Raw genomic sequence first — 15,363 nt, forward strand, 5'->3', positions numbered from 1 at the left:
GCGCCGTAGTCGTAATCGAGGTCGGGCAGGGTGTATTCAGCCACTGGGTTCCTTCCTAGTCATGGGGATCGCGGTGGAGTTCGGCGTCGGATATCTCGACAACAAGCTCGAGCTCAACCTTGCTCCATCCCTGCGCGCACCGCAAGGAGCGGGTCTCCGCCACGCCCGGAGGGCGGCTCAGAACAAGACGATGGCGGCGAGAACGCCGATCAGGACAAGTGCGATGACGGCCGCCCGGATGAGCGCCACGACCTGGTTGTTGGTGTAGTGATGCGACGACTGCCAGTCAGACGGCGGCACCGCCGACCCTTGCCCAAGTGGATGTGTTGCCATCAGACGCTCCTGACCTGCACGATCAAGCTGCCCCCCCAGTGAGATCTGTCACACGGACTGTTGTGACGCCGATCATAGACCTTGTTTGCTGCGCAGAAAAATCGAGTCCGCACGTCGCCACGGGACCCGCCGGACGTTCAGAATCTGACCGATCGCAACCGACCGATTAACGCCGTCTCCGAAAGTTAGGCGATCAACATTTTTGCTCAGCGGATGCGCCGCTTGTTGATCGGCGAGTGTCGTCGGACGGGGTTTATCCACAGGCTCTGGGCGGATTCACAGCTGACGCCGGGCTCTCACGGCGGAATCGGGCCCCAGCCTGTGGATGAATCTGTGGAAACTGTGGATAGCAAGGACATTGCTGCCGAGGAATCGATGCGCGGTCGCCCGTGCCATGCCAGCATGGTCGGCATGTCTGACGGAGATGTGCAGCAGATCGAGGTCGGCCAACTGCCGGCAGAGTTCGGGGCGGACGCCGTGTTGCTCGATGTGCGCGAGGATGACGAATGGCAGAGCGGGCACATCGTCGGCGCGCAGCACATCCCGATGGGTGACGTGCCCGTGCGGATCGACGAGATCGACCGCGACGCCACGCTGTACGTCATCTGCCACGCGGGTGGGCGCTCACAGCGCGTGGCCCAATATCTGGCCCGCAACGGGTTCGACCCGATCAATGTGTCCGGGGGCATGTTGTCCTGGGTACAGGCGGGCCGGCCGGTCAGCTCGGGGTCGTAGGCTGGTCGCGTGATCCAGGTCTGTGCCCAGTGCGGGACGCGATGGAATGTGCGCGACCGCCAGCGGACGTGGTGTCCACGCTGTCGCGGCACACTCATGGCGCCCGGATCGGCACCTGCTGCTCCGGTGCAACCGCCGCGGCCGTCCGGCCCGGGGAAACTCCCGTCCGGCTATCGCTGGATCGCGGTGCGCCCGGGTGCGCCTCCACCGCAGCGTCGGCGTCCTCGGCCCCTTGGACCGACTCCGCGGTACAGCGCCATCCCACGCTGGGGTCTCTACGACCGGTTCGACCAGGAGGCGGGTGCCGACGCGACCGAAGCAGGTCGGCGCGGCCCGACTCCGAGCGCGGTGCGGCGGGTCGTCGTCACCACGCTGATCTTGCTGGGTGTGGCCGCGGTGCTGCACATGCTGCGATACGCATTGATGCTCTACAACCGGGGTGCTCTGCTCAATCCGTTCGTCGCAGGCTTCGCGACGTGGGTACCCGTGGCGGCCAGCGCGTTCGCCTTCTTCGGGGTGCTGGCCAGCGCTCTGATCCTGACCAATTGGCTGATAGCGCGGCGGGCTGCGGCGTTCGCCCACCAGGGAGCCGAGGATCCACGTAGCCCGGGCCGGCTGTGGGTCGGTTGTATGGTTCCGCCGATCAACCTGGCGTTGGCCCCGGTGTATGTCGTCGAACTGGCCCGGCTGGAACGTCGACGTGGTCTACGCATCGTCAGTTGGTGGATCACCTGGTTCGTCAGCTATGTCGTGTCGATTGCCTCGATCGTCACGACGATCCTCACGGTCTTCTATACAGACACCCAGCGCATCGCCGACAACACGGTCATCACGACGATCGCCTACCTGGTGGCGCTGGCGACGTTGCTGCTGGTGTGGCAGGTGTATCAGGGCTTCGAGCGGACGCCGGTGGATCGCCCGGCGCATCGCTGGGTGATGGTCGCGGCGGAGTCGCCGAAACCTGCCGAGGCCCCCGAGTCGTCCGCGGAATCGGTCCCTGCGGTTGAGGCCGAAGACCGAAACCCGGCAGCATAGCGATATGACCGCGGGTGAGGCAGTCGAAGGCGCGCAGACCGGCCACCCGTTCGTCGTCGCTCATAGGGGTGCCTCCGCGGAGCGTCCCGAGCACACCGTGGCGGCCTACGAGCTGGCACTACAGCAGGGCGCCGATGGCGTCGAATGCGATGTCCGTCTCACTCGCGACGGGCATCTGGTCTGCGTACACGACCGCCGGGTCGATCGCACCTCCGACGGAACCGGCGTCGTGTCGGAGATGACGCTCGCGCAACTGCAAGAGTTGGATTTCGGTTCCTGGCACACCGGCAACAGCGCTGGTGGAGGCGGTGGAGACACCGGCCTGCTGACCTTGGACACGCTGCTGACGCTGGTGCTGGACAGCAAGCGGCCGGTGAAGATCTTCGTCGAGACCAAACACCCGGTGCGCTACGGGGCCCTCGTGGAGAGCAAGGTGCTGGCGTTGCTGCATCGGTACGGCATCGCCGCGCCGGCCTCGGCAGACCTGGCGCGGGCGGTCGTGATGTCGTTCTCGGCGGCCGCGGTATGGCGGATCCGTCGCGCGGCGCCGATGCTACCGACGGTATTGCTCGGCGAGACCTCGCGTTTCCTGGGCGGCAGCGCGGCCACCACGGTCGGGGCGACCGCTGTGGGACCCTCGATTGCGACCTTGCGGGAGCATCCCGAGTTGGTGGACCGCGCCGCGGCGCAGGGGCGTGCGCTGTATTGCTGGACCGTCGACCATTACGAAGATGTCCGGTACTGCCGGGATCTGGAGGTGGCATGGGTGGCCACCAACCACCCCGGCCGTACCAAGGACTGGTTGGAGAACGGACTGACCGGCGCCGGCCGAGACTGACTTGCCGGGCGGGTAGAGGTCAGAGATTGCCGCCGGCGGCCTTCGGTGCGGTCGGGTCCGCAGTAGCGGTGCTCAACTCGCGCGCCACGAAATCCTCCAGATGGAACAGGTTCGCGCCGGCGCGCTCGGCGATCCGCACCAGGGTGGTCATGGTGGCGACTTCTTCCACCTGCTCCTTGAGGAACCATTGCATGAACTGCTCGCCCAGATAGTCGCCCTCTTCGCGGGCAACGCTGGCCAGCCGGGACACCTGCTCGGTCACGGTCCGCTCCTGCTCTAACGCCAGGCGCAGGGCCTGGGCCGGAGTCTCGAAGCTGTTGAGGACGGTGTCGACGCCGGGGATCTCGACGTCGACATCGCGGTCGAGCAGGTACTGCACCAGCATCATGGCGTGATTGCGTTCTTCGACGGCCTGTCCGTAGAAGTGTGAGGCGAGCCGCGGGAGGTCCGATCCGTCGAAGTACACGGCGATGGCGACGTACTGCTGCGACGCGGTGAATTCACTGCGGATTTGCTCACGCAGGAGGCTGTTGAACTTGGTTTCGAGTGTGGTTGCGTCGGTCATGATCACCAAGATAGACCAGGTCAGACGGCGTGTCATCCAAGGTGAACCTTATTCAGGTTAGCCACCCCTAAGCGCTGTGACGGCGGTTACAGGGTGGCCAAAAAGTTTGCTGGACGCCTCAAGGTCGGTCGGTGTTCAGCACATCGGCGGGCACCGCGGTATCGGCAGCCAGCGCCGCGAAAAGTCGCTCGGCCGCCGCGCTGTCCCAGACGACGATCGACCCGACATCGCTGGTCGTGTACTCCGCGATCGGCACCGTCGTCGTGGTGGGATCGTCCTGCAACGCCCAGCCGAGCCGGGCCAGATCCCAGATGTGACCGTCCTGGTCGACGCTGACGGCGTCCGCCGCCGCGTCGACCATCGGATACCAGCGCAGCGGGTTGAGCAGCACCGACGGACTGGTCGCCCGCTTCAGCAGTGCAGACATGAAGGCACGCTGGTTGATCATCCGGTCCAGATCGGCGCGCGGGGTGGCCCGGGACCGGACGTAACCCAGCGCGTTGCGGCCGTTGAGTTCTTGGCATCCCGCGGGCAGGTCGATACCGGCGAGCGGGTCGCTGATCGGTTCGACCGGACACATCGTCACCCCGCCGACGGCATCCACCAGCTGAGCGAACCCGCCGAAGCCGACCTCGGCGTAGTGGTCCAGCCTGATGCCGGTGGCCTGCTCTACGGTCTGCACCAGCAACGGTGCCCCGCCCAGCGCATAGGCGGCATTGAGTTTGTCCTGGCCGTATCCCGGGATGGAGACATAGGAATCCCTCGGCAACGACACCAGGGTCGGTGATGCGCCGCCGAACAGCCCGCCGATGTGCAGCAGCAGCACGGTGTCGGTGCGCCCATTGCCGACATCGCCGCCGGTGGCCAGGTTGTTCTGTTCGTCGACCGACAAACCCTGCCTGCTGTCCGATCCGACCAGCAGCCAGGTGGTGCCCCGACCGGCAGGCGGGCGGTCGGGATAGTCGGGTAGCGCGGTGATGCGCTGCAGTGCGGAGTCCAGCCAGAGGGTGCCACCGACGGCGGCGCTCGCCAGCACGATCAAGATGGCGGCCAGCACAGCGCCCCATCGGCGGGCTCGGCGTGGACGCCGGGTTTTCGTGACGGGTGGTGGCGGGGCAGACGGTCGCGGTGCGGGCTGCCTACGCACCGGGGGAGCGGGCTGCCTGCGCACCGGGGGAGGTGGCCCGGGGTGCCGCCGCGGCGGTGCCGCGCGTGGGGTGGGCGGCGGTGCCGCGCGTGGGGTGGGTGGCGGTGCCGCGCGTGGGGTGGGTGGCGGTGCCGCGCGTGGGGTGGGTGGCGGCGGCATCCGGGGCGGCGTCGCCGGATTCGGCGGCCACGTGGGCGGCGGTCGGTGCCCCGACCGGCGGATCTCCGGTGCGGGTTCGCGCGGCGACCGGTCGGAGTTCACCCTGCGAATGTAGCGCTCAAAGCGGCGATCTCAGCCCAACCAATCCAGCTCGTCGGCGGCCAACGAGTAGCCGACGAAGGCCACCGCGTCGATGAGTCCGTGTGCGACGATCAACGGCCACAGCCGGCCGGTTCGCAGCCAGACATAGCCGAACACCAGCCCCATCACGATGTTGCCCAGTCCTGCGCTGTAGCCCTGATACAGGTGGTAGGTGCCGCGCAGCAGAGCCGAGATGACCAGTGCGACGGCGGGTGTGATGCGCAGCTGCCGCAGGCGGGTGATGAGGAATGCCACCACGACGATCTCCTCGGCCCAGCCGTTGGCGAACGCGATGGCCAGCAGCAGCGGGATCCGCCACCAGGTGTCGTTGATCTCGGCGGGTTCCACCGCGGCACTGAGACCCAGTAGCCGGGCACCGATGTACAGGGCGAGGCCGGGCAGCCCGATCAACGCGGCCAGGCCGAGCCCGCCGGTCAGGTCGGGGCGTATCCGGAACTTGCCGAGTCCGATCGAGGCGGGCCCGGATCCGCTGCGCCACAACAGGTACAGGGCCAACGCGCCCCATGCCATCAGCTGGGTGAGCGAGGCGATGTTGAGGCCGAGATCGATCAGGTCGAACGGTGACCGGCGTTCGTTGAGGGTGACGGTCTGGCCGCCCAACCCCAGCAGCGCCGCCTCGATCAAGCGCAGGGATGCGATGTACGCGCTCAACCCGAAGGTCACGGCCAGCACGACGCCGATCTCGAGGCGGATGGTGCGTGGTGGCAGATGTTCGCTCGGCAGGGACGGACCGGTCACCGCGCCAGGCTAGACGGATCAGATGCGGCGTGCGCGCAGCCCGTTGAGGAACGGGCAGCCCATCAGGACCCGGATGGCCTGGCTGAGCCCGGTCACGTCATCGACGGGTTTGGCGAACGGCAGGCGCACGTCGTGGTCACCGGAGGCGTCCTCGATGCGCAGCTGCACACCATAGCGGTCCAGGCCGAGCGGTCGGACCCGGCCGCTGCGCAGCGTGTGCGGTAACCGGTCGGCCAGCCGGTCGACGACGTCGCGGTGTGCTGACTCGAGGTGGCGCAGCCAGCATGATTCCAGCCCGCAGAACGGGTCGGGATCGGCCGCGAGCAGCGCACCGAGACCGACGGACTCCGCGCCCGTCGAATCGGCCACCACGACCGATTCGATCTCCAGGCGCGCCAGTGCGTACGGGGTCTCGTCGCCTGGACCACCGGTGCCGGTGTTCACCTGCAGCAGAGCGGGATTGGGGTTCTCGGTGGCGATCACATCCAGCATCGGCGCGACCTCACCGTCGGGCACCAGGAACATCCGCCCACGAATCCACACCAGCGCGCGCACCGGTTCGCGTAAGGGGAGGGGCGCGTAATCGGTCATCTCCAGGACGGCCTGGATGCCCGCCGATCCGGTCGAGATGGCCATGCCGGTGACCAACCCGTCTGCCGGAACCGTGATGGCGAACGACCCGTCGGCGAGCAGGTGGTGCACGGGAGTGGCGATGGGCTCGATGGAGGTGGGCCCGCTGAATCCCTCCACGGCCAGCATTGCCCCGCCGGCCCGTGCGCACGCGCTGCGGATCCGTTCGGCCGTGGTCGGCGCCGTCACAGTCATCTGCCACCTTCCTTAGTGAGGTAAGCCTTACTTAACTACAAGTCGCAGGGACTGCGCAAGGTTTTGCTCTCGGCGTAGTGGCCGGCCAATCTCGGCCCGATAGTGTTGGGGCGTGCCACGCATCGCCTACCTCGGGCCGGAGGGAACATTCACCGAGGCGGCCCTGCTCGCGCTGACCGGGTCCGGCGCCGTACCCGGCAATATCGACCCGTTGCCCCAGGACAGTCCCGCCGCCGCGCTGCAGGCCGTCCGCGATGGTGTTGCCGACTTCGCCTGTGTGCCGATCGAGAACTCGATCGAGGGGTCGGTGTTGCCGACGCTGGACGGTCTGGCCACCGGGTCGCCGTTGCAGATCTTCGCCGAACACACGTTGGACGTCGCGTTCAGCATCGTCGCCCGGCCCGGCGTGACCATCGAGCAGATCAAGACCGTTGCCGCTTTCCCGGTGGCGGCGGCCCAGGTGCGCGGTTGGCTGGCCGCCGAGTTACCCGACGCCCGCGTCGTGCCTGCCAACTCCAACGCCGCGGCGGCGAGAGATGTTGCCGAAGGTCAGGCCGACGCGGGGGTCAGTACGGCGCTGGCCGCCCGCCGCTACGGGTTGGCCGAACTTGCCGCAGGTGTGGTCGACGAGCGCAATGCGCGGACTCGTTTCGTCCTCGTCGGGCCGGCAGGCCCGCCACCGGCGCGCACCGGTGCCGACCGGACCTCGGTGGTGTTGCGGTTGGACAACGTCCCTGGCGCGCTCGTCGCGGCGATGACCGAGCTCTCGGTCCGTGACATCGACTTGACCCGCATCGAATCACGGCCCACGCGAACGGAATTGGGCACCTACAAGTTCTTCCTGGACTGGGTTGGTCACCTCGAGGACGAGGCCGTCGGCGATGCCCTGATGGCATTGCACCGGCGCTGCGCCGAGGTGCGGTTCCTGGGATCATGGCCCACCGGCGCGGCGGTCGGAGCATTGCCCCCGCAGGCGGACGAAGCTGGTCGCTGGCTGGCACAACTTCGGACGGGAGGATCGGTATGACCGGGCGCCTGGTGCTGGTGCGGCACGGCCAGTCCCATGGAAACGTCGAGCGCCGACTGGACACCCGCCCGCCCGGGGCCGCGCTGACCGAACTCGGGCATCAGCAGGCGCGCACATTCGGCCAGACCTGGTCACACCCGGTGGGACTGGTGGCGCACTCGGTGGCGATCAGAGCCCGCGAGACCGCGGCCGGCATCGCCGCCGGACTCGAACTGCCGACGCATCAGTTCGACGGCATCCACGAGGTGCAGGTCGGCGACCTGGAGAACCGCAACGATGACGCCGCGATCGATGCCTTCGAGGCCGTGTACCGGCGCTGGCATGGCGGAGACCTCGATGTCCCGGTGCCAGGGGGAGAGACCGGACAACAGGTGCTGGACCGGATGGTGCCGGTGCTCACCGAGCTGCGGCTGCGCCACCTCGACGACCGGCGCTGGACCCGAGACATTCTGGTGGTCAGCCACGGCGCCGCGATCCGACTGGTGGCGGCGGCGCTGGCCGGTGTCGATCCCACCTTCGCGCTGGAGAATCACCTGAGCAACACCGAATGCGTGGTGCTGAGCCCCATCACGGACGGCCGCTGGAGCTGCGTGCAGTGGGGCGCAGCGACGCCGCCGTTCACCGTGGCGGCACAGCCGGACGCTCAGACAGCCGAGGCCGACGCGGGCCCGATGGGCTGAGCGTCGCGGTCCTCGACACATTCGCAACCGACGGCGAAACAGTCGATGGTGAAGGTGTGCGCCACTTCCGGGCTGCGGCAATCCGGTTCCGTGCATTCCGGGCGGAGACCGATGTGCACGATCACGGTGCCGTGGCAGTGCTCATGTTCTGCTTCGCAGTCACGACAGATCCCGCTCATCTGACCAGTGTCCCACCGCCCACCGACAGTGGGCGGTTCCCACGCTAGCCCCAGCCCAATTCGTGCAGTCGCTCGTCATCGATCCCGAAGTGGTGGGCCAACTCGTGTACCACCGTGATGGCCACCTCCTCGACCACCTCGTCCTCCGAGGCGCACATCTCCAACAGCGCGTCGCGATAGATTGTGATGGCATCGGGCAGGGCACCGGCATATGTCGAGTCGCGCTCGGTCAGTGCGATTCCCTCGTAGAGGCCGAGCAGGTCGGGTTCCTCGGGATGGCGCCCTTCGACCAGGAAAACCACATTGTTGGCCGCCCTGGCCAGATCGGCGGGGATCAGGTCGAGCGCATCGGAGACGAGTTCCTCGAAGCGCCGAGCGCTCATCGTTACCGGCACGCGGTCAGGGGACCGGCGGTCCGGGCGGCGGGCCGACCGCGGGAGCCGGCACGACGGGCGGAGGCACGGCACCGTCGACCGGCGCGCCGGGTGGTGGCGGCGCTCCCGGCGGCGGGGGCGCGGGCACGGGGGGACCGTTGAGGAAGGTGTTCCCGCCGGCGGGAGTCTCCGTCGCCGGAGCCTGGGTGGGCTCCTGGGTCTGCTGCCCGGGCAGGTGCTCGTTGGACTGCGTCTGGTCCGTCGTTGACCCACTGCCGGAGCCACTGGAGCTGCTGGAGCTGCTGCCGCTGTCACCCTGGTCGTAGGTGATCTGCGACGAGGTGTCCACCGGTGGCATCGGGATGGCGGGGATGCTCAGCCGCTCGTCGGGGATGTCCGGCGGCGGGACCGGGGGCCTGCCGTTAATCATCAGGGGGCCCTTGGCGCTGTTGAGCAATGTCGACCACCCGCCGTTGCCCAGCGTCGCGCCGATGCTGCAGGACACCTGCCTGCTGCCGGCCGACCAACTCGGCAACGCGATGGTGCTGTAGACCAGCGTCAGTGTCGTCGTACGCAGTTCCAGCGGAGCCAGGTAGGCCTCGGTGACCCGGGCGCAGTTGTCCTTGACGAAGGTGTCCTGATCAGCTTCGGCGGGCAGGCCCTGCGGGAAATTGTCGGCCAGATTCACCGACCCGGTGACCTCGAGGGAGTGCGGTCCCGCGCAGTCGACCGGGATGTCGGTGGGCTGATTGGTGGCCGGATCGATGCCCAGGCAGGTGCCGGCGGGCCACACCTTGGATTGGTCGATATCGGCGACCTTGCCCTGGAACGCCTGTTGCTGGTTGTTGGCACCGGGCAGCTGTAGACCACACAGCATGCGTCGTTCGCCGGCCTGGCGCCAGGCCTTCTCGCCCGACCACAACAGGCTGACGGTGAACCGTCCGTTCGGGTCGAAGCGATCACCGAGATAACGCTGTACCGCGCTCTGGCACTGTTCCTGGCTGATCTGCTGGATGCGGGCCGGCGACGGCGGTGCGGCGTCCGGGCCGTACTCGGTGCCAGGGAAGGTGCGCATATCGACCGACTCGGCCACCTCGAAGCGATGCTCGGTGGTGCAGTCGACGATCTGGGCGGCATCGGGGGTGCGTTCGGGCCAGTTCAGGCAATCGCCGCCCTTGGCCTTCTCGAACGTGCTGTTACTGCGCAGGCCCAGCGCACCGGTGCCGGTGTTCAGTCCGGCCAGCCGACCGCCGGCGGCGGTATCGGGGAGAACCGTGATGACGCCGGCGATCATGAGCCCGCCGAGTGCGGTCAGCAGCAGCGCCCGGCGGGTCGGGCTCAGCGGATTGCTCAGCGACAGCGCATGACGCCAGCGGGAATCCGGTTTCGACGAGGGCTGGGCCTCGATCGGAAACGGTTCCGCGGCGGCGGGCTCGTCCTCGGGTGGATGCGACATCGCCTCCCATTGTGACAGGCGTGTCACGATGTGTGACAAGTGATGCAGTTGTAATGTTATGTGGTTGTGGCCCGCGCTTTCTGGGCGCGTACGGCGCAAGTAGGGTTACCGCCGTGATCGACCTCAAGCTGCTCCGTGACGACCCCGAGCGGGTCCGTGCCTCACAGCGTGCGCGCGGTGAGGACCCGGGCCTGGTGGATGCACTGTTGGCCGCCGATGTCGCCCGGCGTGCGGCGGTATCCACCGCGGACACCCTGCGCGCCGATCAGAAGGTGGCCAGCAAGTCCGTGGGCAAGGCCTCCGCGGCGGAACGACCCGCGCTGCTGGCCCGCGCCAAGGAGCTGGCCGACGAGGTCAAGGCGGCCGAGGCCGCTCAGGCCGAGGCGGAGGCGGCCTTCACCGCGGCCCACATGGCGGTCTCGAACATCATCGTCGACGGTGTGCCCGCCGGGGGTGAGGACGATTTCGTGGTCCTCGACACCGTGGGAACACCGGCGGAGATCGAAAGCCCCCGCGACCACCTCGAGCTGGGTGAGGCGCTCGGGCTGATCGACATGGAACGCGGCGCCAAGGTATCGGGCTCGCGGTTCTACTTCCTGACCGGCCGCGGCGCCCTCCTGCAGTTGGGTCTGCTGCAGCTGGCGGTCCGGCTGGCCACCGAGAACGGTTTCACGCTGATGATCCCGCCGGTGCTGGTGCGCCCGGAGGTCATGGCGGGCACCGGGTTCCTTGGCTCGCACGCCGACGAGATCTACCACCTCGACGATGACGATTTGTATCTCGTCGGTACCTCGGAGGTGCCGCTGGCCGGCTATCACAGCGACGAGATCCTGGACCTGGCCGACGGGCCCAAGCGCTATGCGGGTTGGTCGTCGTGCTTCCGCCGGGAAGCCGGCAGCTATGGCAAGGACACCCGCGGCATCATCCGGGTGCACCAGTTCGACAAGGTCGAGGCGTTCGTCTACTGCCGTCCCGAGGATGCCGAAGTCGAGCATCAGCGGCTGTTGGGCTGGCAGCGCGAGATGCTGGCGGCCATCGAGGTGCCCTACCGCGTCATCGACGTCGCTGCCGGCGACCTCGGCTCGTCCGCGGCGCGCAAATATGACTGTGAGGCATGGGTTCCCACCCAGAGCACCTACCGCGAGCTGACCTCGACGTCGAATTGTTCGACGTTCCAGGCGCGTCGGTTGTCGACCCGCTATCGCGACGAGAACGGCAAACCGCAGACTGCGGCGACCCTGAACGGCACACTGGCGACCACCCGCTGGCTGGTGGCGATCCTGGAGAACCATCAGCAGGCCGACGGCAGCGTCCGGGTCCCCCCGGCACTGGTGCCCTACGTAGGTACGGAGGTACTGACACCGTGATCGACATCGATATCGAAGAGCTGCGCACGTGGTTCGGCTTCGGGGTGGCGGGCAACTTCGCCGGACACCTCGAACAGGCTGGCGAGGCAGTCGATTTCGCGAATGTGCAGAGTCACGGTGCGGCGCCCAAGGGAATCTTCCCGTGGTACGCGCCGGGTGCCGACGGTTTCCTCGGTGAGTTCCCGCTCTCGCACGATTCCATCACGCTGCCTGCCAGCGACGAACCGCTGAACCTGCAGATCGAGCCCGAGGTGGGCCTGGCCTGCCGGGTGCACTGGAACGGTGACACCGTCGCCAGGCTGGAACCCTTCGCGCTCGGTGCCTTCAACGACTGCTCGATCCGTCGTCCGGGTGCCCGCAAGATCAGCGACAAGAAGAACTGGGGACCGGCATCCAAGGGCGTGGCGCGCCGGTTCTACGACATCAGTGACCTGACCCCGGACGGGCCGACCGCGACCCTGCGGTTGGTGTGTTTCCTGCGCGGCGCCGACGGTCAGGAGCGGGAGTACGGTGTCGACAGTCCGTTGCTCGGTTACTCCTATTACGGAGAGGTCCTGCTGGACTGGATCACCGAGCGGCTGGCCAACCAGAAAGGCTCCGAGGGCACTCCGCTGGAGGACGTCGGCGCGCTCATGGTGGCCTCCGGGCGTCCCGAGAATGTGCTGATCGGCATCGGTGCCACCAAGTACACCGCGCTTGGTGAGTCGACGTACCTGACCGCGGGTGACCAGGCCGTGGTGCGCGTCTACGACACCGCTTCCGAGGCCGTATCCGAACTGCGCCAGACGGTTTCGGGATAGGTCGCGGTGGCCACCCAGCCCGCTCTGCCCAAAGTGGCTGAGCTGTGGCGTTTCCCGGTCAAGTCGATGGGCGGCTGCCGAGTCGATCGGGTGGCCGTCGACGCGCGCGGCGTGCACGCCGACCGATTGTGGGCCGTCCGCGATGTCGACAAGGGTGTGACGGCCTCGGCGCGGCGAATTCCGGCGCTGTTGGGTTGCACCGCAAGGTATCTGGCCGAACCCGATGAGCAGGCCGGACCGGGTCGCGTTCCTCCGGTGGCCGTCACCTTTCCCGACGGACGCGAGCTGACCAGCGACGACCCGGTTATCCACACGGCGCTCTCCGAGCTGGTGGGCCGACAGGTTCGGTTGACCGCCCTTCCGCCGGTCGGGGACACCAGCGCGCACCGGATGAAGGTGTCCGATTCGCTGGACAACTATCGTCCCGAACAGGTGCGCAAGGACTTCGGGCTCGCCGACGGTGAACCGTTGCCGGACACCTCGGTGTTCGCGACCAAGGACATCATCACGCTGGCCCGGTACTCCACGCCGCCGGGCACCTTCGTCGACCTCGCCCCGCTGCATCTGATGAGCACCGCAAGTCTGCGGAACCTCACCGGCGGCACCCTCGATGTGCGCCGGTTCCGGCCAAATGTGCTGGTCGACATCGTCGATGACGAGCGTCTGTTCCCCGAATCAAATTGGGTGGCAGGCCAATTGAGTATCGGATCGGCCATGTTGCGGGTGACGATCCCTACCATTCGGTGTGTCGTGCCGACCCGACCGCAGCCCGGGATCGAGCTCGACAAGACCATCACCAGGGCGCTGGCCGAACGTACCGACCGATTCCTCGGGGTGTACATCGACGTGTTGACCCCCGGTGTGCTGAGCGTCGGCGACGAGGTACACGTGCGGTCCGCCGATCCGCCCACCGCGCTGCAGCGGGCGGCCACGAACGCCACCCGATCGGCGACCCGCGCTGCGCAGTGGCTGCTGGAGCAGACGGTGATGCGGGTGCGCTAGCCACCGAGCAGTTCGTCGAGGACGCTGACGAACTCGGTGGGGCGCAACGGCGTGAACGCGGGCGCGGGTTGGGTGCCAGGCACGTCGAGGACCACCAGGGTGGACTTGATGGGTCGCCAGATGTCCAGTGGCATCCACCGGCGCGGATCGGTGCTTCCCCAGATCCGGAAACGCTCGGTGATCAGACCGAGGGATTCGGCCCGGTAGGAACGCACGGCCCGCAGCGGGATCACCTTCGAGGTCCCCGACGGGAAGTGGTACCGCCGCAAGGTGATCGCCTGGCGATCCAGCAGCACCATGCCGTCGTCGTAGACCGGTGCCACCGGCTGCGGCGCACTCATAATCGCGCGGTTCGCAGGGGGTGGCCCTTGGCGGTCAGGCAGCGGCCGTTCTCCAGGTTCCACTGCCAGCCGTGCAGGTTGCAGGTCAGCGTGTTGCCCTCGACCACACCGAACTTGGACAGGTCGGCCTTCAGGTGCGGGCAGCGCCGCTGGATCTCCCAGCCCGCCAGGGTCGTCGATGCGCTGTCATCATGTGCCTCGGCGAACCAGCCGTCGGCATAGGCGATGCGCTCATCGGTGAGGCATTTGAAGAAGGTGTACAGGTATTCGTTGTATCCGCCGACCCGCCAGGCCCGGAACCGGGTGGACAGGAAGATGGTATTCACCCAGTCCGGTTCGTTGTCGCGGATCACGGTGCGGACCAGTTCCGGTGCGATCGCGAACCCGTAGCGGAACTTCTCGTCGGGAATCGCTTCGCGCACAGCGCGCTTGGGGAAATCGAGCACCACGGTCTCGGGGCCGATGCGCAGTTCCACCGGATAGCCGATGCCGTCGCAGATCTGATCGGAGGCAAGCATTATCGGCTCGAACCGCGCGCGCAACGGTTCCAGCAGCGGTTCGCCCTCGGCCGGCGCCCAGGACGCCTTCTCGGCCGCGAGGACGGGTGCCTGGCGCTCGGCGTAGGCCGCGATGTAATCGGCCTTGCCGGTGGTGAACACCGACTCGGGATCATCGATGGGATGGGTCAACGAATTCAGTTCCGAGCCGGTGAAATCGGCCGTCGAGCCGGGAACCATGAGCAGGCCGCCGTTGTGTCCGTGGCTCTTCAGCTGGTCGAGGAAGACCATCTGGTCGGGGAAGATGTTGGCGGGATCGCCGTGGTCGTCGTTGAGATCGCGCAGTTCCGGGTCCAGGAAGCACGGCGGCCCGGCCGAGGGCACCACCCAGCTGGCTCCCACCTGGGCGATGTACTGGCGACAACGATCCATCTGACGCTGCCGTTTCTGGACGCCGAAGGCTTCCTTGGCGCGCGCGGGCATGTCATAGACCATCGGGTACCAGATGGCCCCGGAGTACTGCAGCATGTGCACGTCGATGTGGCCGAATTCGGACACCAGGACATCCAGGTCGATGGGGCGGGCGTCATTCATGTTGAAAGCGGTCGTGGTGCCGTCGGAGACCACCAGCCCGGAGTCGCCGATCGGGCCGTCGGCGGGTGCCCGCAGCGCGATGATCATCACGTCGAGGTCACCCTTGGGGCCGCTGATGCGGTGCTTGACCGAGTCGGTGGTCTCGAAGAAGGTGTGGAAGCCCAGCGCTTCCAGCTCGCGGCGCAGATCCGGAACCGGGTAGTCGGGGAGCAGCACGGTGGCGTCCTTGTTGACGTGCGCGCGCAACAGGGCCGGATCGAAGTGGTCCTTGTGCAGGTGGCTGACGTAGAGATAGTCGCAGTCGCCGAGGGCGTCCCAGTCCAGGCCGGAGTTGTCCGGGAAGGGGAACCACGAGGCGAAGTAGGCGGGGTTGACCCAGGGGTCGCACAGGATGCTGCCGGCCTCCGTCTCGATCCGGAAACCGGCGTGTCCGATGCTTGTGACCTGCACGTATAGCCCCTTCGGTGGTCTGTTGCCCGATGACGAGTTTACCGCCAGCGCGGATGCTC

The 15,363-nt window shown here is 67.4% G+C and carries 18 protein-coding genes; 8 read left to right on the forward strand and 10 right to left on the reverse strand.

Annotated elements, in window-relative coordinates; translation table 11 throughout:
* Positions 1-177 precede the first annotated feature (177 nt).
* Positions 178-300, reverse strand: coding sequence for a hypothetical protein (locus IC40_RS28495; protein ID WP_267880946.1), 123 nt, complete (start codon positions 298-300; stop codon positions 178-180).
* Positions 301-744: 444 nt separating this feature from the next.
* Between IC40_RS28495 and IC40_RS0125120 the strand changes: the two genes are divergently transcribed.
* Genes IC40_RS0125120 through IC40_RS0125130 form a run of 3 tightly spaced genes read left to right on the forward strand, consistent with a single transcriptional unit; the run spans position 745 to position 2,941 of the window.
* Positions 745-1,068 carry a rhodanese-like domain-containing protein gene (locus tag IC40_RS0125120; protein ID WP_030137420.1) on the forward strand — a complete coding sequence of 108 codons (324 nt, stop codon included), beginning with the start codon at positions 745-747 and terminating at the stop codon, positions 1,066-1,068.
* A gap of 9 nt (positions 1,069-1,077) precedes the next feature.
* Positions 1,078-2,103 (forward strand): DUF4328 domain-containing protein, encoded by a 1,026-nt coding sequence (locus IC40_RS0125125; RefSeq protein WP_030137421.1) that lies wholly within the window; start codon positions 1,078-1,080, stop codon positions 2,101-2,103.
* Positions 2,104-2,107: 4 nt separating this feature from the next.
* A complete protein-coding gene (locus tag IC40_RS0125130; protein WP_030137422.1) occupies positions 2,108-2,941 on the forward strand; it encodes a glycerophosphodiester phosphodiesterase in 834 nt (277 codons plus the stop codon).
* 19 nt (positions 2,942-2,960) lie between these two features.
* Here the strand turns inward: IC40_RS0125130 and IC40_RS0125135 are convergent, their stop codons facing one another.
* From IC40_RS0125135 to IC40_RS0125155, 4 genes are all read right to left on the reverse strand, one after another.
* A complete protein-coding gene (locus tag IC40_RS0125135) occupies positions 2,961-3,506 on the reverse strand; it encodes a ferritin (protein WP_030137423.1) in 546 nt (181 codons plus the stop codon).
* Between the two features lie 118 nt (positions 3,507-3,624).
* Complete coding sequence (locus IC40_RS0125140) at positions 3,625-4,812, reverse strand: LCP family protein (protein ID WP_240478690.1); 1,188 nt, start codon at positions 4,810-4,812, stop codon at positions 3,625-3,627.
* Positions 4,813-4,944: 132 nt separating this feature from the next.
* Positions 4,945-5,712: a CPBP family intramembrane glutamic endopeptidase gene (locus IC40_RS0125150; protein ID WP_030137426.1), complete on the reverse strand. Its 768-nt coding sequence runs from the start codon at positions 5,710-5,712 to the stop codon at positions 4,945-4,947.
* Between the two features lie 18 nt (positions 5,713-5,730).
* Positions 5,731-6,537, reverse strand: a complete 807-nt coding sequence (locus IC40_RS0125155) for a DUF2470 domain-containing protein (RefSeq protein WP_030137427.1) — start codon at positions 6,535-6,537, stop codon at positions 5,731-5,733.
* 112 nt (positions 6,538-6,649) lie between these two features.
* Between IC40_RS0125155 and pheA the strand changes: the two genes are divergently transcribed.
* Together pheA and IC40_RS0125165 are read left to right on the forward strand one after the other, a co-directional pair.
* The gene (gene pheA / locus IC40_RS0125160; protein WP_030137428.1) at positions 6,650-7,564 is read left to right on the forward strand and encodes a prephenate dehydratase; all 915 of its coding nucleotides are present in this window, start codon (positions 6,650-6,652) and stop codon (positions 7,562-7,564) included.
* Entirely contained in the window at positions 7,561-8,244 is a 684-nt protein-coding gene (locus tag IC40_RS0125165; RefSeq protein WP_030137429.1) for a histidine phosphatase family protein, read from the forward strand. Before pheA ends, IC40_RS0125165 begins: the two co-directional genes overlap by 4 nt.
* Here the strand turns inward: IC40_RS0125165 and IC40_RS28395 are convergent.
* The 3 genes from IC40_RS28395 to IC40_RS0125180 are packed head-to-tail and all read right to left on the reverse strand — an operon-like array spanning position 8,208 to position 10,253.
* Positions 8,208-8,423: a hypothetical protein gene (locus IC40_RS28395; protein WP_036464423.1), complete on the reverse strand. Its 216-nt coding sequence runs from the start codon at positions 8,421-8,423 to the stop codon at positions 8,208-8,210. The genes IC40_RS0125165 and IC40_RS28395 overlap by 37 nt on opposite strands.
* A gap of 44 nt (positions 8,424-8,467) precedes the next feature.
* Positions 8,468-8,818: a metallopeptidase family protein gene (locus IC40_RS0125175; RefSeq protein ID WP_030137430.1), complete on the reverse strand. Its 351-nt coding sequence runs from the start codon at positions 8,816-8,818 to the stop codon at positions 8,468-8,470.
* 4 nt (positions 8,819-8,822) lie between these two features.
* Positions 8,823-10,253: a septum formation family protein gene (locus IC40_RS0125180; protein WP_051644437.1), complete on the reverse strand. Its 1,431-nt coding sequence runs from the start codon at positions 10,251-10,253 to the stop codon at positions 8,823-8,825.
* A 113-nt stretch (positions 10,254-10,366) separates the two neighbouring features.
* On the opposite strand from IC40_RS0125180, the gene serS reads away from it, so the two are divergent.
* Genes serS through IC40_RS0125195 form a run of 3 tightly spaced genes read left to right on the forward strand, consistent with a single transcriptional unit; the run spans position 10,367 to position 13,422 of the window.
* A complete protein-coding gene (gene serS, locus IC40_RS0125185; RefSeq protein ID WP_030137432.1) occupies positions 10,367-11,620 on the forward strand; it encodes a serine--tRNA ligase in 1,254 nt (417 codons plus the stop codon).
* A complete protein-coding gene (locus tag IC40_RS0125190; RefSeq protein ID WP_030137433.1) occupies positions 11,617-12,420 on the forward strand; it encodes a DUF5718 family protein in 804 nt (267 codons plus the stop codon). Before serS ends, IC40_RS0125190 begins: the two co-directional genes overlap by 4 nt.
* 6 nt (positions 12,421-12,426) lie before the next feature.
* Complete coding sequence (locus IC40_RS0125195) at positions 12,427-13,422, forward strand: MOSC domain-containing protein (protein ID WP_030137434.1); 996 nt, start codon at positions 12,427-12,429, stop codon at positions 13,420-13,422.
* Here IC40_RS0125195 and IC40_RS0125200 read toward each other — a convergent pair.
* Positions 13,419-13,745 (reverse strand): hypothetical protein, encoded by a 327-nt coding sequence (locus IC40_RS0125200; RefSeq protein ID WP_090559351.1) that lies wholly within the window; start codon positions 13,743-13,745, stop codon positions 13,419-13,421. The two genes, IC40_RS0125195 and IC40_RS0125200, sit on opposite strands and share 4 nt — an antisense overlap.
* A gap of 14 nt (positions 13,746-13,759) precedes the next feature.
* The gene (locus tag IC40_RS0125205) at positions 13,760-15,304 is read right to left on the reverse strand and encodes a Rieske 2Fe-2S domain-containing protein (RefSeq protein ID WP_030137436.1); all 1,545 of its coding nucleotides are present in this window, start codon (positions 15,302-15,304) and stop codon (positions 13,760-13,762) included.
* Positions 15,305-15,363 lie beyond the last annotated feature (59 nt).

The sequence above is a fragment of the Mycolicibacterium neoaurum ATCC 25795 genome (assembly GCF_000691525.1).
Classification (GTDB): Bacteria; Actinomycetota; Actinomycetes; order Mycobacteriales; family Mycobacteriaceae; genus Mycobacterium; species Mycobacterium neoaurum.